This is a genomic window from Anaerotignum neopropionicum, assembly GCF_001571775.1.
Lineage (GTDB): Bacteria > Bacillota > Clostridia > Lachnospirales > Anaerotignaceae > Chakrabartyella > Chakrabartyella neopropionicum.
Window position 1 is genome coordinate 1 of sequence record NZ_LRVM01000015.1, and the last position, 23424, is coordinate 23424.

The window sequence follows — 23424 nt, forward strand, 5'->3', positions numbered from 1 at the left end:
AGAATACATTGACCCGTTTACGGGTGAGCAAGTGAGCACAGGCAAGAAGTAAACTGCTTTAGCAGTAGCCAGAGAATAAGAAACGGTTGGCAAACCGTTCAATGCATCTTTAGATGCAAGTTGGTAAAAGCCCCTTCTAGGGGCAGAGCAAACCACCAGCTGAGCTGGTGGTGATGATTGTTGTTCGCTTTAGCTTGAGAAAACCACCTGCTATGCAGGGGGGAGAAATGGTTTTTGAGAGGGCTATTGTAAATTCAAAAGCAATCCACATGATTGTAAGCAATGCCCGTATAAATATAATCGCACCGAAAGCAAAAGCAGTGAAAAAATCATTCTGAAGCACATATGGAAAGCCTCTATTGAAATCGCCAAAGATATACGGAATTGTTCAGAGGGAAAAGAAAGCTATGCTTTATGAAGTGGAACGATAGAGCAAGTATTTGCTAATGCAAAACAGAAACACTCCATGAGATACAAATACCATAAAAGTCTTGCAAAAGTTACCAACTGGATAAGGCTTGAATTTGCGGCAATGAATTTAAAAAAGATGGTAACATGGAGATTCAAATCTGCTTGCGTATTTATAAAAAACACATCAAATAAGTTTGAAATTCAAAATACCCCCATATTTCGGTTTGAAAATGGTGTTACTCCACGGGCTAGACACCCCTTTATGTGGTATTTTTTTATGTTTTTAGAACGATGAATTTTGTCCCTGCATATACTTTAAATGCAGGGGGTGATGGGGTTGAGTTCCATCGGTGTATATTTAACGTTTGAAAATGACGAAGCACTTTCCCGGTGCTTAGCATGCATTAGGCCCTTGGCCGATGCAATTATACTTTTTGACCAAAGGGAAGGGGAGACGGAGCTGCGGGCATTGCGTACTAGACAGCTTTTGGGTCGATTGGTAGGAAAAGAGATTGATGATGAAGGGTTTCAATTGTTATTCACCTGCGTTGAGGAAGAAACACCTTCACTTGAGGTTTGCATGAGGCTGGGGGAATATTTCTATAAAAGACACGCATGGAAGCAAACTATCTTCTGGTTTGAAAATGCACTGCGGATAGACGGTGGCGAAAGCAGCTTTGTATGTTTGCGCCTAGGAACCAGTTATGGCGAAATTGGTCAGTGGGAAGCAGCAGCCACCTATATGAAGTTAGCAGAAATTTTTGGAAACGGTGGTCTTGAACGATTAGGGCAAAGTGATAGGGATTTAGATGATTAGCGTACATTTCAACAAGGATTTATATTGAAAAAGCCATCAAATATTAAATTTGATGGCTTTTTTGCGCAGGGTTCGCCGTTGGGGGATAAGTGTATTTGGGAAAAGATACTTGAAGTTTAATTGATGAAACGGATTTTGAATGCTTCATGAAAGATGATGGTTATATTAAAGCTAACCCTCGTACAGCCGGAGGTATTGGTGGAACCCAAGATATGGGCAAGACAAAAGGGGGGTTAATACCCTAGTGAACTCATTGGTGATGGGGGGTACAAAGCACCGATTGAAGAAGAAGAAAAATACTTGGGTTATCGCCTTGGATGGATGCTGCAAAACGACATCCAAACAGAGAAAAATTTGCCAAAGGCAAAAGAATACTTTCAAAAAGCCGCAAAGCTAGGAGATGCTTTTATCTACTATTTACCGCCTAAAATTATTCTTGTTGAAGAAAATACAGCTGCAAAAGATTTAAAAACTGCCAGTGAGTATTTGAATACCCCATCGGTTAGGGGAAATCAGTTTGCCCAGTATGCTACGGAAATGATACAGGAAAATAAAAATAGCTTGGATGGTTCTGGTTCTTATAATAGGGCAATGCGGTCTACGCTATGTATCACCGTTCACGCTTTTTTCTAAATTACAGAAAAACAAACAGCACTTAGTAATTGACAAAAAAATAGGCGGTTTTCTAGTGGGCGGGGGCGAGTCCGTTTTGCAGCCCCTCTTGAACTGTTTATGTGATCCAGTATAAATAGCGGAAAATAAGTTTTATTCCTAAATATTTCGACTACAAATGAAATACTTTGTAGTCAGCCTTTTCAATCCTAATCTATTTTTCTGCTGCTTGCTTATTTTTGGTTTAAGAAATATAATAGAGAAAAGTAATTTATGTGAAAGGTAAGCAAAACTGAAACAGCAATCCATCCGTTTTTTTCATCAGGAGGAAGGGAATCGCAGTCTTTGGTGCGTTTTTGTGCGTAGCGGTATTGTTGCTGGGCATTTGCCTAATGCTCTCCACCACGGGAGACAATGCTAGAGCCAATGATCAAACAATTAGAAGCAATAAAGTCGGTACAATGGGAGATATTTACAACACAATTGAATTGTATAGTAATTTGTAATTATAAATTACTTAGATAAGTTATTGACAAACTAAATTAAGTATATTATATTTAGATTAGTTGCTGCTTATCTGGAGAGGGGCAAGAATTCTATGGAGCAATATTATGAGGTCTTAAAAACATTATCAGATGAATCCAGATTTAAGATAATAACAATATTACTTAAGCAAGATTTATGTGTTGGTGGATTGGCTAAGCAACTTGATATTTCTAAGCCAGCGGTGTCGCAGCATCTCCAAACGCTTAGAAAAATGGGATTGGTTACTGGTGAAAAAAGAGGCTATTTTACACACTATATTGTTAACAGGGCTCTCTTAACACAAGTAGGGGAGAAACTGATTGAAATAGCTTCAAAACAGCCTGATCAAGGATGTTTGAGAGAAAAAACCGGTGAATGCAGCTGTCAGTGTCAGTGCACAAGTAATAAATGATGTTTAATAATTTTTATTTTTTATATTATAAACCTTTTTAATCTTAGGAAGGTTTAAATAAAGGGCAAAGGTTAGTTATGCCTAACAAAATTAAGTGGCGATACTGTTGCGTTTTAATGTTAAATGGAGATAGCTGTAAAAGATGATGAATGGTTTGATGTGTGGTTAGCTGTTGCTAACAAAATGGTGTTTTTATTTGTTTATTGCCTTTCTTAATTAAAGAAGGGATAAATTTTGATTAATAGTTAAATACAGCTAACTAACGAATATAATTAAGGTGGTGAATGATTTGCTGACGGCTAAAAAAATTAACTTTGGATATGGGAAACAAAATGTTTTAAATGGTGTGGATTTCTCGGCCGAACAATCCCAAATTATTTCTTTAATTGGGCCAAATGGTTCGGGAAAGTCAACATTACTTCGTTGCTTATGCGGATTAATTCCTACGGGAAGGGATACTGTATATTTATTTGACAAACCAATAGAAAGCATGGGTTCAAAAGAAATATCAAGGCACATAGCCTTCCTTCCTCAATCTCATGAAAAATTACAGGGAGTAACTGTATATGAACTTATCTGTATGGGACGGGCGCCCTACCATAGTTCTGGATGGATAAATACACAGGAAGATCGTAAAAAAATAGAATGGGCAATTGATTATATGCAACTGGGAACACTAAAGCATCGCTCAGTAGAGAAGCTTTCGGGGGGGGAAAGACAGCGGGCATGGATTGCCATGATTCTTGCCCAAGATACGCCTATCATTTTACTGGATGAACCTGTTACATATATGGATTTGAAATATCAATGTGAACTACTGAGAACAATAAAAGATTTAAAAGAGTCTTTTCATAAAACTATTATTGGTGTATTCCATGACATTAATCATGCGATTGAAATATCTGACTATGTCTATCTGCTAAAAGATGGACGTGTGTACCAGTCAGGAACCAGCTCGCAGGTAATCACTGAACAGTCTATCAAGGATGTATACGGCGTATCCGCCCATGTTTGCAAGTTTAAAAGATGCTGCCGCAATGTTGTTGTTCCAGCGGGGGTACATAATGATTTTTCAATTACCCCGCTTGAAATATAAAAGAAAAGAGGTTGATATAATTGATACGTTTTATGATTCACACTCCGGTTAACATGCGAGGACGAATGATGGATTATGTTAAAGATAACCTTCCGCGTTTGGAAGAAAAAATCGGTGACAAAATCTCCCTCTATACGCCCCACAGCCCGGAATATACAAAGGATTGCAGCGAAGAATGGCTGGCTCCGGCGATTGAAAAGGGAATTGCTCCGGATGTAATACTTACGCATGCAACTGAATTTGCCGCATTGGAACATAGGGCGAATAGTGGTTTGTTTTCTAATTTGGCAGGCAGGTATTTAAAAGATAACCCTGTACGAGATGAATTGGGCATGCTGAAAGACCCACAGGAAATCTTCTATCCCATATCTGTAACACCCTTGGTCATGATCTATAACACTGAGAAAATAAAGGAAGAGGAACTGGAGCACTCTTGGACGGATTTGTTCAATGATAAGTTCAAAGTGATTTTTCCTGACCGTGATAAGCCATTATGCAGAGCTGTGGGAGCTTTCTTAAAGACACAATTTCCTGAGCAGTTTCCAGCATTTGAGAAGAGGGTTCTATACGACGGTTCTCCCAATAGTGTAGTGAAAGCGGTAGCTTCCGGAGAATACGATATGGCTATAACAAATGTTTCCTTTGCTGAGATGGCACAAGGGAAGCGGATTGAGATTAATTCTCCCAAAGAGGGATACATACTTCTTCCCCAAGTATTTGTATGGAAAAAAGACGCAGATGAAAAGTTAACCGCCCTTGCGGATTTGATGACGAGTGAAGAAATGCAGCTTTATCTGGCCGAACAAGGGGCTTGGCCCGCTCGTAGGGACATTCCGATAAGCGATACAATTGCATATAACCAGCAACTGACCGACTGGCAAGGTTGGGATTCCTATGTAAAAGCAGTTTCAGAGTTTGATAAATTTACTGTGTAAAGAAAGGGGAAACAAAATGCTGAAGTCAAATAGCAATTATTCAAAGCTACAACCCATGTATCCACTTCTAATTCAACAATTTGTGGATGATTATAATCTTAGCAAAGGAATTGCCGTAGATATTGGCGTTGGTCCGGGCTGGCTTGGAATGGAGATGGCCAAGATTACCGACATGAAAATTATTTTCTTAGACATCAGTCAGGAATCCTTGGACATGGCAAAAAAGAACGTTGAAGCCTTGGATGTTGACAACGAGGTGGATTTCGTTCAGGCAGATGTTCAGGCGATTCCCATGGAAGACAATTTTGCTGATTTTATTATGAGCAGGGGATCGATCTGGTTTTGGAAGGAGCCGGAAAAGGGCTTGCAAGAAATATATCGCATTTTAAAGCCAGGCGGCGTTGCAATTGTCGGTGGCGGCTTGGGAAGATATCTTCCAGCAAGCATGAGAGCAAGATTGCAGGAAGCTCTGAAACAGGGACTTATTCAACGGAATGAAAAAAGGCCTGATCTCGAAGCGTTTAAAGGGATTGTTGAAAAAGCGGCGCTGCCTAACTATCAGATTTTAACCGATGGTGAAGGTGGCGGCGGTCGATGGGTGGAAATTAGGAAATAATAAAAGGGGAGAGAAGATTATGAAAATTTCTAAAAAAGTATTATCTTTGTTATTGGTTATGCTGCTAGCTTTAGGATTAACTGCTTGCGGCGGAAGCAATTCCGGACAGTCGTCTAATTCTGGTGAAGCTACTCCAGCATCTGCTACACCTTCATCGGAAGAGTCTGCAGGTACAACAAATACGGTTACAGATGAGCTTGGCAGAGAAGTTACCATTCCTGAAGATCCTCAGAAGGTTTTGGCGCTTACTTCCGCAGTGATGCAGGCGCTTTATAATATTGGAGTTGAGCCTGTTGGTAAGGTTGAAGAATATAAAGTTACCGAAGAGGGTTCGGCGCTTCCTTCTGTTGGGAAGACGCAGGAGATCAATATAGAAGCTGTTTATGCCCTTAATCCCGACCTCATTATTGCCAGCAGCAGATTCCATGCTGCACTTAAAGAGGAGCTTGAACAATCGGGAGCGGTGGTTTATTATTTTGACCCGGACAAAGTTGGAGAAATTCCGTTGGTAGAATTGACTCCATATATCGGGAAGCTTCTTGGTAAAGAAGATGTGGCTGATGAATATGTACAATCTGTCCATGCTATGGCAGATGAATTAAAAGAGAGGATTTCAACTGAAACAGGAATTAAAACTGGTATTGTTATTCAGGATGGAGACACTGTTACGGCGGCACAAAGCGCGTCGTCATATGGCTCTATGCTTTCACTCTTGGGAATTGAAAATATTGTTCCCGATGATTTACCTAACGCAAAAAAAGCTTCTTTTGTTTCTTTTGATGTAGAAACAATTATAGCAAGTAATCCGGATGTCATTTATATTATGACAGCAAGTAAGGATGCGGAAAACAATAAAGCAATCTTGAAAAAGTATAAAAATGATCCACAATGGTCAAGCTTGGATGCCGTTAAGAATAATAGACTATTGATATTGCCATTTTCGGTAAACCCCAACAGGTCTACCCCGGAAGATATGGTAAAGGCAACGGCAGAGGCTATATTGAAAAGTAACAAGTAAATTCATTTAGATTTTTTAGAGAGGACATTGCTATATGAACAGAAAAAACAAAAAATTAGCTGCCCTTGTCCTGTCTGTGATGATGTTACTTGTCATTTGCAGCGGCTGCGGTAATCAGCAGGCTACGCCCTCATCAATTCCAGTTGATGTTTCCGCAAATCAGCCTAGCTCGGGAATTGAGGAAAGCTCAGTAGCAACAGAATCCGAAAGTAAAACGGTTGTGGATGATTTAGGACGGGAGGTAACAATTCCTGCGAAGCCCCAAAGAATTTTGGCTTTGGTCTCTGCCCGTATGGAAGACCTTTTCAATCTGGGCATTACGCCGGTGGGAAAGGTAGACGAGTATAAAATTAGGCAAGAAGGTATCGATTTACCCAGTGTGGGTTCGGCTACAAATATTAATATTGAGGCTATTTATCAGTTGAAGCCTGATTTAATCATTGCTCACAGCAGAAATCAGGGCAGCATTGCTGAAGCGTTGGAGGAAACCGGGTTCCCGGTGTATTATTTCGATCCAGTCGTGGATACAGAAACTTCCGAGGATGACGTACTGATGTTTTTAGCTGATCTTCTTGGAAAAAAAGAAGAAGCGGACGCTTATGTCAGTCACATCAATGCCTTTGCAGAGGACTATAAGGAACAAATAGCCGCTCAAACAGACATTAAAACTGCTGTCATCATAAGAGATGGAGATACCATTACTGCTGCACAGACAGCCTCCGGCTTTGGATCGGTACTTACTGCGTTAGGTCTTGAAAATGTTGTTCCGGAAGGACTTCCGGGTTCCAGTACATCCACATTTGTAGCATTTGACATAGAAACTATTTTGGATAAGAATCCAGATATTGTACTGGTTATGGCCACAAGTAATGATAAAGAGCAAAATCAGGCTCTTTTGAAAAAATACATGGGTGATTCGAAGTGGGCCAGTCTTGATGCTGTCAAAGAAAATCGGTTAATGATATTACCGTTTAAGGTTAATCCAAACCGATCAACGCGGGAACAAATGATACAGCTGACTGCGGAAAAAATTCTATCCACCGTGCAATAATTCTTATACAAATGAAGACTTAAGGAGAAGCGGTAAATAAATACTGGTAAGGCAACACCGCACAATTTGCATCTGGCGCCCTGTACGCCAATCTGCTTGCATCTTTTCCGTCAGTCTATACAGTTGGACAAACAGAATTATGGGGTATTTCCCTAAAAGTATGGAACGAAAGGGCTATCTGCCTCTCGTTCCATATTCTTTGAATAGCGAAATAAAAGAGAGGAGGCATTGTTTTTGAATATGCTTGAAAAATCTCCAACGCATCTAAGGTCATATCGATTGACTGTAATCTTGATAGCAGCAATCATTTTGGTATTTGTTATTCTACTTAGCATAATGGTCGGAACTGTACAATTTACTGTACATGAAATATTTGGATTGCTTAAAGGTGAATTGCGGGGGGAATTAGTGAATCAAATCATTGTTAATGTAAGGATGCCAAGAGTTTTTACAGGTGTATTTGTGGGAATGAATCTTGCGGTGGCCGGAGTTCTGTTGCAAGGAATCTTGCGAAATCCTATGGCTTCCCCTAACATTATTGGCGTAAATGCAGGGGCGGGGTTAGCTGCCGTAATCATTATGACTGTTGTACCTGGTAAAATAGGAGCAATCCCCATCGCCTCCTTTACAGGTGCTTTAGCAGCTGCGTTCTTAATTTATTTACTTTCCAATACTTCCGGAAAGAGCAGCACTGTTCACATTGTTTTAGCTGGAATTGCGGTTTCAAATCTTATGAATGCAGTAACGTCTGGGCTCATGATGATCAACAGTGATTTACTGGAGATTACATATTCGTGGCTTTTGGGCAGTCTCTCTGGCAGAAGCTGGACGGCAGTTAATACCATATGGCCATATAGTGTAATCGCTCTTATGGCTGCTCTTTTTATTAGCCCAAAGGTAAATCTTTTTGGATTGGGAGATGAAATGGCAAGCAGTATCGGCCTGCCTGTTCGCTTTTATCGGATTCTTATAATGCTTGTAGCTGCTGTTTTGGCGGGCAGTGCGGTCAGCGTTGCAGGAACAATTGGTTTCGTTGGTCTGATTGCGCCCCATTCGGCAAGACTTCTGATTGGCAACGATCATCGATATTTGGTGCCGTTGTCCGCCATATTTGGGGCAATTCTACTGATCGCTTCAGATACTGTGGCACGAACCGTTTTTCAACCTGTCGAACTATCGGTTGGTATCATCACGTCTATATTAGGCGCACCATTCTTCCTTCTTTTGCTGTACAAAAAAGGGAAGGAAAGACAAATATAGCAAAGCAAGCATCAAGAAAGGATAAAACAATTATGAAATTCATTACTGTATCGGGTCCTCCTTCTTCGGGAAAAACTTCGGTTATACTGAAAGCAATGGAGGAACTAAAACCGAAAAACTTGAAAGTAGGTGTGTTGAAATTTGATTGCTTGACAACGGATGACGACAAGCTATATGCGGCACAAAATATTGACAGCAGAGTAGGGCTATCAGGGAGTTTGTGTCCGGATCATTTCTTTGTTAGCAATATAGATGACTGCATTGATTGGGGAAGCAGGCATGCTTACGATGTACTTATCAGTGAAAGTGCGGGTTTGTGCAATCGGTGTTCTCCCCATATCAAAAATTGCACAGCAGTGTGCGTTATTGATAACCTTATGGGGATCAACACCCCAAAAAAGATTGGGCCTATGCTAAAAATGGCGGACATTGTAGTCATAACAAAGGGAGATATTGTTTCTCAGGCAGAAAGAGAGATATTTGCATTAAAGATTAGGCAGGCGAATCCGGAGGGTATCATTCTGCACGTCAATGGCATCACCGGGCAAGGTGCAAGCCAATTAGCTGCACTGATAGAGAATGGGACACAGGTAGAAACGCTGCGCGGGGAAGAACTCCGAATCAGCATGCCCTCTGCATTGTGTTCCTACTGTCTTGGCGAAACGCAAATTGGAAAAGAGAAACAAAAGGGCAATGTAAGAAAAATGAAATTAGATTAGGCGGAGGGAATTATATGGAGAATTTAACAATAGAAGAGCTTCTTTCTCGGTATCCTTATGCCATTGAATTTTTTGATGTAAACGGATTGCCAATTGAGGATAAGCAGAAAACAATACAAGAGTACATAAATACGCTTCCTTATGTGTTTTTAGAAGATATGGGCATTAACCACCAGGGGCTTTTTAAACGATTCCTTGTCTTTATGCAGCGTATGGAGGATATTAGAAAAGAACGTAATTTTAGCATTCACTCTCTTACTGTTTTGGGTGGAACAGATAAAAACGGAAAGAAAGAGCAGGATAAGTTAAAGATTTCAATGGGCGAAATCATTTGTATTGTTGGACCCACCGGTTCGGGCAAAAGCAGGCTACTTGCAGATATTGAATGGATGGCACAAAAGGATACACCTACCGGCAGGCGAATATTGATTGACGATTGTATCCCGCCGGAAAGCTGGCGCTTTTCCATTGAGCATAAGCTGGTGGCGCAATTATCACAGAATATGAATTTCGTTATGGATATTTGCGTGGGGGATTTTATAAAACTGCATGCACAGAGTCGAATGATTGATGATGTTGACGATAAGACTTTAAAAATCATCCACCATGCCAATGAATTATCAGGAGAGGCATTTGATTTGAATACTCCCCTCACTTCACTGAGCGGAGGACAATCCAGAGCCTTGATGGTGGCTGATACTGCTTTTTTAAGCACATCCCCCATTGTTTTGATTGATGAAATTGAGAATGCCGGAATTAATCGTAAAAAGGCTTTAGAGCTTTTAGTAGACCAAAATAAAATCGTACTGATTGCGACCCATGATCCTCTACTGGCTCTTACTGGAGATAAGCGCATTGTTATCAAAAATGGTGGCATTTACAAAGTCTTAGAAACCACGGAAAGTGAGAAACAGCGTTTGGAACAATTAACAGAAATAGACAATGTAATGATGCAATATAGAGAACGACTTCGTAAAGGCGAGTTGCTAGATTAATTCAGTTATTTATTTTAGAAACATATATTGACACAACCATATAAGTGAATTATAATTTAATTAAGTTAATACTAACTTAAATCCAAGTTTATAATGTAAAAACAAAATTTTGAATGGAGGTGTAGTTTATGTGTAACAGTAACAAAAAAATTGAATGCGAACATCCTGAAAGGCGACCTGCTGATAGTAAATGCAGTGAAGAATTAATACAAAAATGTCATGGCAGCACGAAAGATCATCCTTGCAACTGTAAATCGGGAAAAAAATAATACGGCTGTAAACAAGGCAATTATCTTTCTAGGTGAGGATAATTGCTTTGTTTTAGAAGTCCAGTTAAGAAATATCAATGGTTTATCGTAAAATATTTGATATTTCTATGGAACTAAAAAAGTGTTTCGCTACTTGCCCTGGTCCATTTTATCGTTTTGATACTGCTGTTCTACCTCAGCCTGCTCGTCTTTCAATGTCTGTAATTTATTTTTTGTTTCCCCCATTTTTTTTAAAAGTCTGTAATTCTGCGTCAAAAGATTCTTATTGGAGAGGGCAAGCTTTAAGGCTTTCACCACCACATTCAGCTGTTCCTGGGTTGCACTGATTTCCTTATTGATACTGCTCATTGCTTTGCCAAGGTCGGTGGTGTCAGTACTGATTGACATGGTAATGCATTTGATGTCGTTTGCCATTGGGCCGCCTTCTTTCGGGCAGCAAAAAAGCACCTCTAGTGAAGTGCATTCTAAATGATTAATAATAGAAAATTTTCTTGAAAATTGTATGAGATTTTGTTTTGAGATTCACTATTATAATAACAACGGTTCCAAAACAGATCTCCCATTGATATGCCCTTATATCTTTTATGGAATAGCAGTGTCCAACTGTATGTCCGCCCCACTTGTGATTGCATGGTAATCCCCTTAATTATACAATCACTTATTTCATTCATTATAATAATATGGGCTTGCATTCTTAGTTGTATTAAATTGAAATTAGTATTCCAATGTTACTATCAAAATTTACTGTTTAGTGCTCTAAGTATCGATATAGCGTTGATTTACTAATTCCCGTTTCCTCTGTAATTTCATTTAAACTAAATTTTTTACTTTGGTACATTGCTATTGCACGTGTTACATTTTCATCCGATTTTTTTGGGCGTCCTGAATGAATGCCCTTTTGTTTTGCTTCATACATTCCATTTTTCGTTTTTTCACTTACAACATCGCTTTGAAACTTCACAAGATGTTTTAAAATATCCACAAAAGAATAGCAAACACTAGAGCATGTATCAATATCTTCGTCCAACGATTTCAATATGGCTCCTTTTTCTTCAATCACTTCTAAGAGCTCCTGCAAATGTCTCGTAGAATCAGCCAAAGCAAACAATCTTGCAACGACGATAACATCATCATTTTCTATTAGTTCAAGCAATTGTTTTAACTGAATTCTTCTTTTCGATGAAGAATGTTCTTCTTTTATAATCCGATCACACTGCAAATCACTAAGTAATTTTTCCTGCACCTCACAGTGTAAATCATCGTAGCAGGGTCTTATATAACCGATTACCATTATTATATCCTCCTATGAGAAAAGTTCATTAGCTTCACTTGTAAAAACTGCTTTTATTATATCATATATTCTCTAAAAATTTAAGTATAAAAAAGGTTCCATTTTGGGAAGTGGTATGATATACTAGACAAGCATTATTTAGAGTAGTTCCTTTCGGAAAGTTAGAAAATAACTAAAAAAATCTATAAATGCAATACTTTAATGGAATCCGTTGATTCCTTGCTTAATAAAAAATATGAGGTGTATGAAAAAATGATTGAACAAGTAAAAAAAGAGTGGTTCTCCAATATCAAAGGTGACATCCTTGCTGGGATTGTTGTTGCATTGGCTTTGATTCCCGAAGCAATTGCGTTTTCCATCATTGCAGGGGTAGACCCTATGACTGGATTATACGCATCTTTCTGTATGGCAGTTGTTATTTCCTTTTTAGGCGGTCGCCCTGCTATGATTTCAGCTGCAACAGGTGCCATGGCATTAGTAGTTGTATCGTTAGTAAAAGACCACGGAGTAGAATATTTATTAGCAGCCACAATATTAACAGGTGTTTTTCAAATAATTTTTGGTGTTTGTAAAATTGCAAGGCTAATGAAATTTATCCCTCGCGCAGTAATGATAGGCTTTGTAAATGCCTTGGCAATTTTAATCTTTAAAGCACAAGTACCACACTTTGTGGGCATTTCCAACATGACCTATGTTTTTGTTGCAATCACATTAGTCATTGTTTACGTCTTACCTCGTTTTACGAAAGCAGTGCCAGCACCATTGATTGCCATTATTTTGTTAACTGCAATTTCTATTTTTGCTAAAGTGGAATTAAGGACTGTTGGTGATTTAGGTACCATTACAAAATCTTTACCTGTATTCCATTTACCGCAAGTTCCTTTTACAATGGATACCTTGCGTATCATTCTTCCTTATTCTATTGCGTTATCCATCGTAGGTTTATTAGAAACCTTATTGACTGCATCTATTGTAGATGATATGACAGACACCGATAGCAATAAAAATCAAGAAGCTAGAGGGCAGGGAATTGCAAATGTCATTAGTGCTTTCTTTGGCGGTATGGCAGGGTGTGCTATGATAGGACAGTCTGTAATTAATGTAAAATCAGGCGGCCGTGGCAGACTATCAACTTTTGTTGCAGGCGTATTTCTGATTTTTTTAATCATAGCGCTAGGCGATTTGGTGGTGCAAATTCCAATGTCGGTACTCGTTGGCATTATGATTATGGTATCCATTGGTACTTTTGACTGGTCCTCTTTTTCTTATATGAAAAAAGCACCAAGAACGGATGTTTTTGTTATGTTGTCTACAGTTGTTATCGTTGTAGCTACCCATGACCTTTCAAAAGGCGTCATTGCTGGTGTAATACTCAGTGCGCTTTTCTTTGTATCAAAAATTTCGACAATTAAGGTTAAAAAAACAGAACAGTCTGATCGTACGCTATATGAAATAGAGGGACAATTGTTTTTTGCTTCTGTTGAAGGATTTTTAGAGTCCTTTGACTTTTCCCTCAAAGACAGCAATGTGATTCTTAACTTTGAGAATGCAAATGTTTGGGATGGTTCGGGTGTTGGAGCTATTGATAAAACAGTAATTAAGTTTATGGACAACAATAATCACGTTTCTGTAAACGGACTCAATCATCCTAGTCAAAAACTGGTAGACCGTTTAGGTGTTTATAATAACCCAAATGCAAAAGTATCTGCTCACTAAAACTAAGAAAAACTTATAGATAAAAGATTAGGGGTGAAAAAATGTATCAAAATATTTTAGTAGGTATAGATGGTTCTGAAAATTCCATACGAGCTTTAGTCGAAGCAATTAAAATTGCTTCCTGTAGCCAAATTTGTTCCATTGAACTGGTAACAGTAGTTGATTTTTCAAAATCTAAGGATGAAATTTTGCACTCACACGGAAAAGAAGAATTAAAATTTTTGAGAAAACAAAAATTGCTCCCTGCAGAAAAGATGTTACAAGAAAAAAATTTATCCTATACAATTCAAGAACTGCATGGAGAACCAGGTCCTGCTATTGTTGAATATGTGAATCAAAATAACTTTGACTTGGTAGTGATCGGAAGTCGTGGATTAAACGCATTACAGGAAATGGTTTTGGGCAGCGTAAGTCATAAAATTGCAAAAAGAGTAAAATGCCCTGTTTTGATTGTAAAATAATTTAGGATGATATATTTAGCGAATACCTTAACAGGTACTTCATCTCTATCAAAGAATTCACGAAACAACCTTTTTCGGGTGTTTTCGTGGATTCTTTTGCTAAAAATGATTTTTTTGTATTGATTTCTCTTGTCTTTTGTCGAGGTTGGTTCAAGGATTACCCAGTTTGATAAGAGACTGTTTTTGTTTGATGCCAAACTTTGCCTTGTTACATCTTGATTGCCAATGCCGGGACGTTTTTTTTCGTGGACAGACGCCAAGTAAAAAAAATCATGTCTATCTCTCTGGGAATAGCTTTGTTTCGACTAAGAAATTCTCATACTCATCTGTAATAATGTATATCTTATCCTCTATGTTGGCGTTAAAGTCAGCTTTCAAACAACTCAGTACCGGCTGGGCAATTTCATTGTTTTTGAAATCACAGTCAGCGTAGACATTTCACGCAAGATTTCCAATGAAGTATTTGCTTTTTCCTGGGGAGCAGATTTATCTCTGCTCATAATTTTATTATAACTTTTTTCTGGGATTTTGTGTAAAACCTTATGTTTACATTATAATCCTCTGCTATCCACTGAAACCAGTTTTGTCTAGTTATACATTTAATTTGGTAAAACACTTTATTTAAGGATATATTAACAGACTTATACGCTGAAATATATTTGGTGATTTCTATAAATGTTTTCAAATTTCTTTCCTCATAATGGAATAAGTAAATATTTTACATCTCCACATATTTTACAAATGCAGGCACAGACAACGATTGCATCTTCAGTGTTTTTTTATCTCATATATAACGGACTGATGCGTGGCTGATTTTTATTCTCTAACACAGAAGTAGCCCAAGGCTATTTTCATGTTGAAAACATACCCTGAGCTATAAATTACTGTTTTATAATGTAAATTAACTTATTCTTTTACTTGGAAATCTTCTTTCCCAACGCCACATAAGGGACACTCCCAATTATCAGGCAAGCTTTCAAAGGGTGTGCCAGGAGCAATGCCGTGTTCTGGATCTCCAATTGCAGGATCATAGATATAACCGCAAACTGTACATTCATACTTTTTCATATGATATCATCTCCTTCTCAATCACTTAACGTTGCCAAACCTCTTAGAGTATTGATTTTTTATCAAATCCATACTTTCCTTGAGATACTTTTAATATACCATATACAACAATATTTTACAAATAAATTAATATATCCTCTTTATAAAATCTCTATATTTTCAGAAGAGACTCTCCAATCATTTTTCGAAAGAAGCTCAAACTTATAAAGGTATATCCGGTAGCAATAAATAAGAAACCAATACACCAAATGAAAAATTTTTTATTTATTTTTTACGATGGTTTCTTCTATGGCATCCACGATTGCATCAATCTCTATCATTTGATTTTTTTTCAAAGAAGACTTAATACTTAACTTATTTTCCAAAATATTCATATTCTTGCATTTTTCCAACTCAGCCCGAATTAACTTACCACTGACAGGTGCCCATGAGCCATTTTCTATCACGGCTACCGTACGATTTTGCAGATTATGCGCAACAATATCAAATATTAATGCCTCCATGCTAACAAAAATTCCATTATTATAGGTAGTCGAGGCAAATACCAAATGGCTGTATTGAAATGCCGATGTGATAATGTCCGACGCGGGGGTAACGGATACATCAAACATGACCGCCTTGATTCCTCTATCCCATAAGCGAGCGGCAAGAATTTCCGCTGCATTTTCTGTATTCCCATAGATAGAAGCATATGCAATAACCACACCTTCTTCTTCCGGAGTATAGCTGCTCCACCGTTCATACTTTTCCACGTATTGATCAATATCTTTTCTCCAAACAAATCCATGTAATGGGCATAATAAGCGAATGTCTAAAGATGCTATTTTTTTTAAAACTGCTTGTACCTGCGAACCATACTTCCCAATGATGTTGGCATAATACCGCCTAGCTTCCTTCATATAGTGCTGCTGGAAATCAACTTCATCTGCAAAAATAGCACCATTTAGCGCTCCAAAACAGCCAAAAGCATCTGCGGAGAATAAAATACCATCGGTAGTATCATATGTCATCATTACTTCAGGCCAGTGTACCATAGGAGCCATATAAAATTTTAGTTGATGCTTCCCTGTGGAGAATACATCCCCTTCTTTCACTATAATGGCACGAGAATCAATATCAAAGTCAAAAAATTGCTTAATCATTGTCACAATCTTAGTATTACAAATAATTTTAAGGTTCGGGTAACGCAGTACCACCTCTTCCAAGGTAAAAGAATGGTCGGGTTCCATATGATGAACCACAAGATAATCCAAAGGCCTTTCTCCTAACATCTCAGTTAAGTTTTCAAAAAAAACTTTACTGATTGCCTTGTCTACTGTATCAAAGAGAACTGTTTTTTCATCCATCATCAGATAGGAATTATAAGAAACTCCGTCCGGCACAGAGTACACACCCTCAAACATCGCCAAACGGCGGTCATTACCTCCAACCCAAGTCAAATCATCGGTTATTTTTCTCAAACAATACATATATTCCGCCCCTTTCCATTTTAATGAAAGCATCTAATTTAGTCTACTTAACTTTTTTTACCATTAGGAAAAATCTTGTGTTTATATAATAAACCAAAATGATACGTTTGTTAATATACTTTCCAATAATTTTTGTGTTTAAGCAAACTTAACTGTTTGCGTGATTATATTCTCATTCCTTTTAATAAACTTTGTGTTATTTAAAATAATCTGCCATTTTTTTATCATTCTCTTTTTTAACATTTCAAAACCCATACCCAAGGATATCCATTTTATAGCCAATTGCCCAGGCACCAAAACCGGCTGAGAAAACTGAGGAGGAATGCCTTGTCAGAAAGCGCAAAGCGTGGTGGATTTAAACAGCGTTCGATGAGATAGCAAAATTCTTAAACGAACAAACTGAAATTGAAAAGTTCCATGAGTAGCTAGTAGGTGGACTGGTTGAAAGATTACTGTCTGTGAGAATAGATTTGAAGTGGAATTTAATTAGGCGTGAACGCACCGGTGAAAAGAAATTGTTGGAATAATGAATATTGTGGAAATCCTCACTGATTTATGTTAAAATTGTATTAGAAATTTAGCCGGAATCTAAAATGAAATCAGCTTAGCCGGTACATTTTTTGGTTAATATAAACCATAGACGACAGACTTGTTTTCTTAAAATATTGGAGTAAGCTATATGGCGAATATGTAAACAAATTTATTACTAGGGGCTATATGTAGCAAGAAAAGGCATTTAACAATTTAATAACAGCGTTCCCGACGTTCTTGGTGTTTGGTTCAATGGCAAAATCAATAATAGATACTCAGACTTCATAATTTTGGAACCGTACTAGGAGTTACAGTGTTAGAGATAAAAGACTGATACATAAGTCAGTTAGTAAAGATGATAGGAATTTATTTTATACAACTTCAAATAAATCAAAGAAGAAACGATGTAAAGCGCTTAAACACAAAAAACTGCGATTGAACGATTGAATAGGAAGTACTTCTAGATAAAGATGAGTGGGAACTCTATTGTGTATCGTGAATTATAGAGAGGGTTGCAGAGTACTTTACTTAGGACTTTACGTATGAGGAGAATATGTATGAAAAGGATCATTGCCTTATTATTTGTTCTTATAGTAACAATGTCAACGAATGTCTGTCCTTGCTATGGTGCTGAGAGTAGAATCAGTTTGACAGAAGAAGAACATGCTTTTATTGAAGAGCATCCTGTAATTCGAATTGGTGTGGACCCTGGATTTGTTCCATTTGAGTTTATTAATGAAGATGGCGCATATGAGGGAATTGCTGCCGACTACCTTTCTTTGATTTGTGAAAAAACCGGCTTGCAATTTGAAGTTGTGCAAGACTTAACATGGCCGGAAGCATATGATTTGGCTCTCGTTGGAGATATTGATGTACTACCTGCGATTGGTAAAACAGAAGAAAGAGAAGATTATTTTCTCTTTTCCCAACCGTACTACTACTTTAAAAGAGTGATTGTAACCAGAGATACAGATACCCAAATATCAGCGATAAAGGATTTAGAAGGATTTACTGTAGCTGTGCAACGCAATAGTTCCCATGAAAGCTACCTTTTACCATATTCGAAGATAAATCTTAGCCTTTATGATTCAGTCGAAGCTGGGCTTACTGCAGTGGCAACGGGATCAGAAAAAGCCTTTATTGGAAATTTAGCCACAACAAATTACTTGATCCGCTCAAATGGCCTAACCAATCTCAGAATTGTATCTTTTGAAGCTGAGAAACAACAAGCTTTGTATTTTGCTGTTCGAAAAGATTGGCCTGAGCTAGTAAGTATTTTTAACAAGGCAATGGATAGCGTTACGGAGAGCGAGAAGCTTGCAATTAACAACAAATGGATTGACTTGGAAACCCATATTGACTATGGCCCAATGATTCGTATCCTTGTTATCATTGGTACCTTACTCGCTGTTGTAATGGGGGTATCCTCCTTTTGGATTATAAGACTGCGAAGTGAGATTCGACAACGAAAGCAAATTCAAAAGGATTTGGAAAAGGCGAAGCAAGATGCAGAGGAAGCCAATGAATTCAAGTCTAGCTTTATGGCCAGGATGTCCCATGAAATTCGAACACCGCTAAATGTGATCACCGGAATGGCATATCTCTTGAAGAAGACCAATCTTACATTGACTCAAAAAATGTATACCGATAGAATTACCCAGGCCTCCTCAAATATGCTAAGCATTATAAACGATATTTTGGATTATTCGAAAATTGAAGCGGGAAAGGTTGAATTAGAAACCGCTCCATTCAGTATGGATCAAGTAATCCAGGATGTTGTCAATATAGTATCTTATAAAATTGAAGAGCAGGAAATTGGTTTTAAGCTAGCAAAAGACCCCCTTGTTCCCAATTGGTTTTTAGGGGATTCCAAGCGTATCGAGCAAATCCTCCTTAATGTTTTGAACAATGCCGCAAAGTTTACTGTCAAAGGCGAGGTGTCATTGGATATTCGTCTTATCGCAAAAGAAAATGATAAATACCACTTGTCATTTACAATCAAAGACACTGGCATTGGAATGAACAAAGAACAGGTAAATAATCTTTTTCTTCCTTTTATGCAGGGGGACAGCAGCATCAATCGGCGTTTCGGTGGCTCTGGGTTGGGATTATCTATTGTTAAAAACCTTGTGGATTTGATGGGCGGACAAATACAAGTTTTTAGCACTCCACAAGAAGGATCAACATTTATCATTCATTTAGCCCTAAGGGTAGATAAAGAAAAAGAGGAAGTATATATCAAATCACTATCGGGAGACCACTTTAAAGCTGTTAAAACCCTTGTATTAGAGAAAACAGGGGCAAATATGAATTTGATCGAGAGCTACTTAAGTGCGTTCGGTATGCATTGTGAACTTACCACTTCTCAGGCAAGTGCGCTGAGTATGCTTGAAGCGGCTGACGGAAAATTTGCCAAACCCTTTGATTTGTTCATCATCGATTACGAAACGCCAGCAGAAGGTGGTTTTGCATTCGTTGAAACCGTTCGCAGCAACAAAAAGATTGTTAAAAACCCCAAATTTATCATGCTGCTGCCCATGATGAGAGAGGATTTGTTTGATAGGATTAACGAATATGGGATAGATAATGCCATGGGCAAGCCAATCATCCCTTCAATCCTCTTTAACGGAATTTTGGACATATTTAAATTAAAGGCTGTATCTGCTACACAACCTTCTGAGTGTGAAAAAAATGGGTTGGTGAGTCTTGAAAAATCATACAGGGTATTAGTGGTTGAGGATAATAAAACCAATCAATTGATTGCAAAAACACTTCTACACCAAATTGGTGTTGAGTCAATTCTTGCCTCTGACGGAAAAGAGGGTGTGGAACTATATTTGCAATATAAAGATAAAATTGCTTTAATTCTCATGGATCTGCATATGCCCGTCATGAATGGCTATGATGCGGCGGAGGAAATCAGAAAAACATCCCCCAATATACCGATTGTTGCTATGACTGCTGATGTGATTTTGGGAGTTAAGGAGAAGTGTGCCCGTAGTGGAATCTACCATTATATTAGCAAGCCTTTTGATCCAGATCAGTTTCTTCAAAAGATAAAAGAGGTCATTTTAGAAAATCAAGGTAAAATGTTTGATGAACCGAAGATATTGGATGAAACTGCGGGTCTGAGGAACATGGGCGGGAACCTTGAAGTTTATCGACAGGTGCTTAACGAATATTACAATGAAAATCAGGAAACACTGGAGAAGCTTTCCCTTGCAGTCAATGAAATGCGATATGCAGATGCTGCGCAGATTGTTCATAAAGTGAAAAGCAGTTCGGGAAGCATAGGTGCTAAATCATTATATGAATTGTCAATAAAGCTGCAAAAAGCTTTGGATGAGAAAAAAGAAGACGAAATAGCACTACTGCAAAAAGAGTATAGTCGTAGATTGAAAAAGCTACTGGCGGAAATTTCTAAAGCGCAGGATTGAAAGCAAAGTATGGGATGATTATAAAGGGGGTATGGATGATGTCTATAAAAATATTGGTGGTTGACGATTCTGTAACAGATCGGAAAATTATTAAAAGCTTGCTTGTTGGATACGATGTTTTGCTCGCTGGTGATGGAATGGAAGCACTGCGCATAGTGGAAGATAATTCTGATATAGACTTAATCATACTTGATCTTAATATGCCCAACATGGATGGTTTCCAAGTTCTTAAGGTGCTTAAGTCTGATGAGCGGTACAAAAAGATACGTGCCATTATCTTAAGCAATTACGATGAATTGGAGAATGAAATCAAGGGTCTTCAGCTTGGTGCTGTGGATTATATTAGGAAGCCTATTCATATGGAATCCTTGAAAGCAAGAATTCAAATCCAGGGGGAGCTGCTCAAAATTCAACAACTACTTGAAGAAAAGTTGTTTGAACACGAACTAACTTTTGATACTGTTCTCCAACAAGCGCCTATTGGTATAGCCATTTCCCAAAGCAATGAACCTTATTCTAACGTTGGAAATGATTTTGTTAGCACGAACCCATCTTTTGAGCAAATAACTGGGAGAACCAATGAGGAACTGAATCATATAGGATGGGCGAAAATTACACATCCTGAGGATGTAGAGGCAGATATGAATAGCTTTATCAAGCTGAAAAAAGGTGAGATAAAAAGCTATTCCGTAGAAAAACGATTAATTAAGCCAGATGGCTCAGTTGTTTGGGTAGATGTTGTTGTGGCAAATTTATCCATGGAAAAACATAAAAAATTCGGTTATATCTGCCTGATTCATGATATTACAAAGCGAAAAGAAGCTGAGAAAGCGCTGGCTGAAAGCGAGCGCAGTAAATCAGTATTTCTATCAAACCTTCAAGGCATGGCCTATCGGTGTAATTATGATTGTGAATGGACTATGCAATTTGTTTCGTCCGGTTGCTTTGAATTAACAGGGTATATGCCGGAAAATTTATTGTATAACAGAGATCTGTCTTTCAACGATCTTATTACCCAGGATTATCGTGAGTCGCTATGGAAAGAGTGGGAACAAATTCTTTCCAAGAGACTACCCTTTCGGTATGAATATGAAATAATAACGGCAAAAGGAACGCGTAAATGGGTGCTTGAAATTGCCCAAGGGATTTATAACGACCAAGGTGAAGTCGAAGCCCTTGAAGGTATTATTATTGATATTTCAGATCGTAAAGAAATGGAAAATAAACTTACCTATAATAGTCAGCATGATGACTGGACAGGCCTATACAATCGTCGATTTTTAGAAACCATGTTAACAAATGATATAAAATTAGAGTTGACAGAAAAAAGAGCGCTTATCAGTATTAACCTCAGCACGCTGCATTCTTTAACAATTACGTATGGATTTCAATACAGTCAGAACCTGATAAAAAGTGTTGCAGATGTATTAAAACCTTACTGTAACGATCACTGCTTGTTATTTAATACTTATGAGTATCGTTTTGCATTTTATATGAAGGCATACAAAGATAAGAACGAATTATCCGATTTTTGCGAAAGAGTATCAAGTACCCTTAGTTCATTTCTCGCGGTGGAAAGAATCAATGTTGGTATAGGTGTACTTGAAATAAATGAAGGGAATAAATATGATGTTGATCATTTACTTAAGAATCTTTTGATCACATCTGAAGAAGCTGTTCATCTTGGAGAAGAAGCAAATTATATCTGTTTCTATGACAAAAAGCTAGAGCAACGGATCATCCGCAGAGAAATATTACAACGGGAGCTTTCCCAAATTTCTGTGGGTAAAAAAGAAAATCGCCTCTTTTTGCAGTATCAGCCCATATTGGATCTCCACGAAAATCACATTTGTGGATTTGAGGCCTTGGCAAGATACAATAGTGACGAGCTTGGCATGGTATCCCCTTTGGAGTTTATACCCATTGCCGAGGAAACAAAGTATATAATCTCTATCGGAAATAGTATTATTTATAAAGCCTGTGAATTTATAAGTAGGTTAAAATCCATTGGATACCATGCAATAAACGTATCAATTAATATTTCGGCGATCCAACTACTTAATAAAGGCTTTGTTGAAGACCTGATGAATACCATTACGAAGATGAAGGTAGATCCAGAGCATATCATTCTGGAGCTTACGGAATCAGTTTTTTCATCAAAATTCGAAGAAATTAATAAAATTCTTGGTCGGCTTAGGGATTATGGTATCAGGTGTTCCATTGATGACTTTGGTACAGGCTATTCTTCTCTCTCCAGAGAACGAGAATTAAATGTTAGTTGCTTGAAGATAGATAAGTCGTTTATTGATAAACTCTTATTTCTCAGTGCGGAAGAAACAATAACAGGTGATATCATCTCATTGGCGCATAAGCTAGGACACTCTGTTGTGGCCGAGGGCGTAGAGCATGAAAAGCAATTGAAGTATTTAAAAGCATATGGCTGTGATAAAATACAGGGATATTTGATTAGCAAGCCGCTTTCCGAAGAAATGGCTATTAAATTCCTTGAACATCAAACAGAAAAGGAAATATAGCTTTTAAGTACAAACGAAATGGGGATGTGTTTATTGAAGGACGAGGTTATTCGCCACGGATTTAAAGGATACTGTTTTAATCAGTATTAGGCAAAATTAGGCAAACATTTTTTTTGTTATTTTCCATACGTGCCAGTACTACATGTATCATCTTTTTATGTATTTTTTTAGGGAACGCCCA

21 protein-coding genes are annotated in these 23424 nt (G+C 37.9%); 16 read left to right on the top strand and 5 right to left on the bottom strand.

All coding sequences use genetic code 11. The features are described 5' to 3' along the window. Positions 1-136 precede the first annotated feature (136 nt). Positions 137-343, bottom strand: coding sequence for a hypothetical protein (locus CLNEO_RS15995; protein WP_157723605.1), 207 nt, complete (start codon positions 341-343; stop codon positions 137-139). 84 nt (positions 344-427) lie between these two features. Here CLNEO_RS15995 and CLNEO_RS16810 point away from each other — a divergent pair, with 84 nt between their 5' ends. The 12 genes from CLNEO_RS16810 to CLNEO_RS14380 all read left to right on the top strand — a co-directional run bounded on the left by CLNEO_RS16810 (position 428) and on the right by CLNEO_RS14380 (position 10467). Next, on the top strand, positions 428-706 hold the full coding sequence (locus CLNEO_RS16810; protein WP_408605495.1) for a transposase: 279 nt from the start codon (positions 428-430) through the stop codon (positions 704-706). Positions 707-748: 42 nt separating this feature from the next. Beyond that, complete coding sequence (locus CLNEO_RS14330; protein WP_066090679.1) at positions 749-1228, top strand: tetratricopeptide repeat protein; 480 nt, start codon at positions 749-751, stop codon at positions 1226-1228. Between the two features lie 300 nt (positions 1229-1528). Then, positions 1529-1861: an SEL1-like repeat protein gene (locus CLNEO_RS14335; RefSeq protein WP_066090682.1), complete on the top strand. Its 333-nt coding sequence runs from the start codon at positions 1529-1531 to the stop codon at positions 1859-1861. Positions 1862-2438: 577 nt separating this feature from the next. Continuing rightward, the gene (locus tag CLNEO_RS14340) at positions 2439-2777 is read left to right on the top strand and encodes an ArsR/SmtB family transcription factor (RefSeq protein WP_066090684.1); all 339 of its coding nucleotides are present in this window, start codon (positions 2439-2441) and stop codon (positions 2775-2777) included. Positions 2778-3066: 289 nt separating this feature from the next. Beyond that, positions 3067-3873 (top strand): ABC transporter ATP-binding protein, encoded by an 807-nt coding sequence (locus CLNEO_RS14345; RefSeq protein ID WP_066090692.1) that lies wholly within the window; start codon positions 3067-3069, stop codon positions 3871-3873. A 68-nt stretch (positions 3874-3941) separates the two neighbouring features. Further along, positions 3942-4808, top strand: a complete 867-nt coding sequence (locus CLNEO_RS14350) for an ABC transporter substrate-binding protein (protein WP_066090694.1) — start codon at positions 3942-3944, stop codon at positions 4806-4808. Between the two features lie 16 nt (positions 4809-4824). Next, the gene (locus CLNEO_RS14355) at positions 4825-5424 is read left to right on the top strand and encodes a class I SAM-dependent methyltransferase (protein ID WP_066090697.1); all 600 of its coding nucleotides are present in this window, start codon (positions 4825-4827) and stop codon (positions 5422-5424) included. Between the two features lie 19 nt (positions 5425-5443). Next, complete coding sequence (locus tag CLNEO_RS14360) at positions 5444-6442, top strand: ABC transporter substrate-binding protein (protein WP_066090700.1); 999 nt, start codon at positions 5444-5446, stop codon at positions 6440-6442. A gap of 34 nt (positions 6443-6476) precedes the next feature. Continuing rightward, positions 6477-7493, top strand: coding sequence for an ABC transporter substrate-binding protein (locus tag CLNEO_RS14365; protein ID WP_066090703.1), 1017 nt, complete (start codon positions 6477-6479; stop codon positions 7491-7493). Positions 7494-7733: 240 nt separating this feature from the next. Beyond that, on the top strand, positions 7734-8753 hold the full coding sequence (locus CLNEO_RS14370) for a FecCD family ABC transporter permease (RefSeq protein ID WP_066090795.1): 1020 nt from the start codon (positions 7734-7736) through the stop codon (positions 8751-8753). A gap of 32 nt (positions 8754-8785) precedes the next feature. Next, the gene (locus CLNEO_RS14375) at positions 8786-9472 is read left to right on the top strand and encodes a GTP-binding protein (RefSeq protein WP_066090705.1); all 687 of its coding nucleotides are present in this window, start codon (positions 8786-8788) and stop codon (positions 9470-9472) included. A 14-nt stretch (positions 9473-9486) separates the two neighbouring features. Then, positions 9487-10467 (top strand): ATP-binding cassette domain-containing protein, encoded by a 981-nt coding sequence (locus tag CLNEO_RS14380; protein WP_066090708.1) that lies wholly within the window; start codon positions 9487-9489, stop codon positions 10465-10467. Between the two features lie 398 nt (positions 10468-10865). On the opposite strand, the gene CLNEO_RS14385 is transcribed toward CLNEO_RS14380, so the two are convergent. Both CLNEO_RS14385 and CLNEO_RS14390 read right to left on the bottom strand, forming a co-directional pair. Beyond that, positions 10866-11150, bottom strand: coding sequence for a hypothetical protein (locus tag CLNEO_RS14385; protein ID WP_066090711.1), 285 nt, complete (start codon positions 11148-11150; stop codon positions 10866-10868). Between the two features lie 334 nt (positions 11151-11484). Next, the gene (locus tag CLNEO_RS14390) at positions 11485-12027 is read right to left on the bottom strand and encodes a recombinase family protein (protein ID WP_066090714.1); all 543 of its coding nucleotides are present in this window, start codon (positions 12025-12027) and stop codon (positions 11485-11487) included. 252 nt (positions 12028-12279) lie between these two features. Between CLNEO_RS14390 and CLNEO_RS14395 the strand changes: the two genes are divergently transcribed. Continuing rightward, entirely contained in the window at positions 12280-13743 is a 1464-nt protein-coding gene (locus tag CLNEO_RS14395; protein WP_066090798.1) for a SulP family inorganic anion transporter, read from the top strand. A gap of 41 nt (positions 13744-13784) precedes the next feature. After that, positions 13785-14204, top strand: coding sequence for a universal stress protein (locus CLNEO_RS14400; RefSeq protein ID WP_066090717.1), 420 nt, complete (start codon positions 13785-13787; stop codon positions 14202-14204). Between the two features lie 906 nt (positions 14205-15110). Here CLNEO_RS14400 and rd read toward each other — a convergent pair. Both rd and CLNEO_RS14415 read right to left on the bottom strand, forming a co-directional pair. Continuing rightward, entirely contained in the window at positions 15111-15272 is a 162-nt protein-coding gene (rd, locus tag CLNEO_RS14410; protein ID WP_066090722.1) for a rubredoxin, read from the bottom strand. Between the two features lie 260 nt (positions 15273-15532). Beyond that, positions 15533-16741 (bottom strand): FprA family A-type flavoprotein, encoded by a 1209-nt coding sequence (locus CLNEO_RS14415; protein ID WP_066090726.1) that lies wholly within the window; start codon positions 16739-16741, stop codon positions 15533-15535. Positions 16742-17829: 1088 nt separating this feature from the next. Between CLNEO_RS14415 and CLNEO_RS14420 the strand changes: the two genes are divergently transcribed. Both CLNEO_RS14420 and CLNEO_RS14425 read left to right on the top strand, forming a co-directional pair. Then, positions 17830-20709 carry a transporter substrate-binding domain-containing protein gene (locus CLNEO_RS14420; protein WP_066090729.1) on the top strand — a complete coding sequence of 960 codons (2880 nt, stop codon included), beginning with the start codon at positions 17830-17832 and terminating at the stop codon, positions 20707-20709. 38 nt (positions 20710-20747) lie between these two features. Next, positions 20748-23243 (top strand): EAL domain-containing protein, encoded by a 2496-nt coding sequence (locus tag CLNEO_RS14425; protein WP_066090733.1) that lies wholly within the window; start codon positions 20748-20750, stop codon positions 23241-23243. Positions 23244-23424 lie beyond the last annotated feature (181 nt).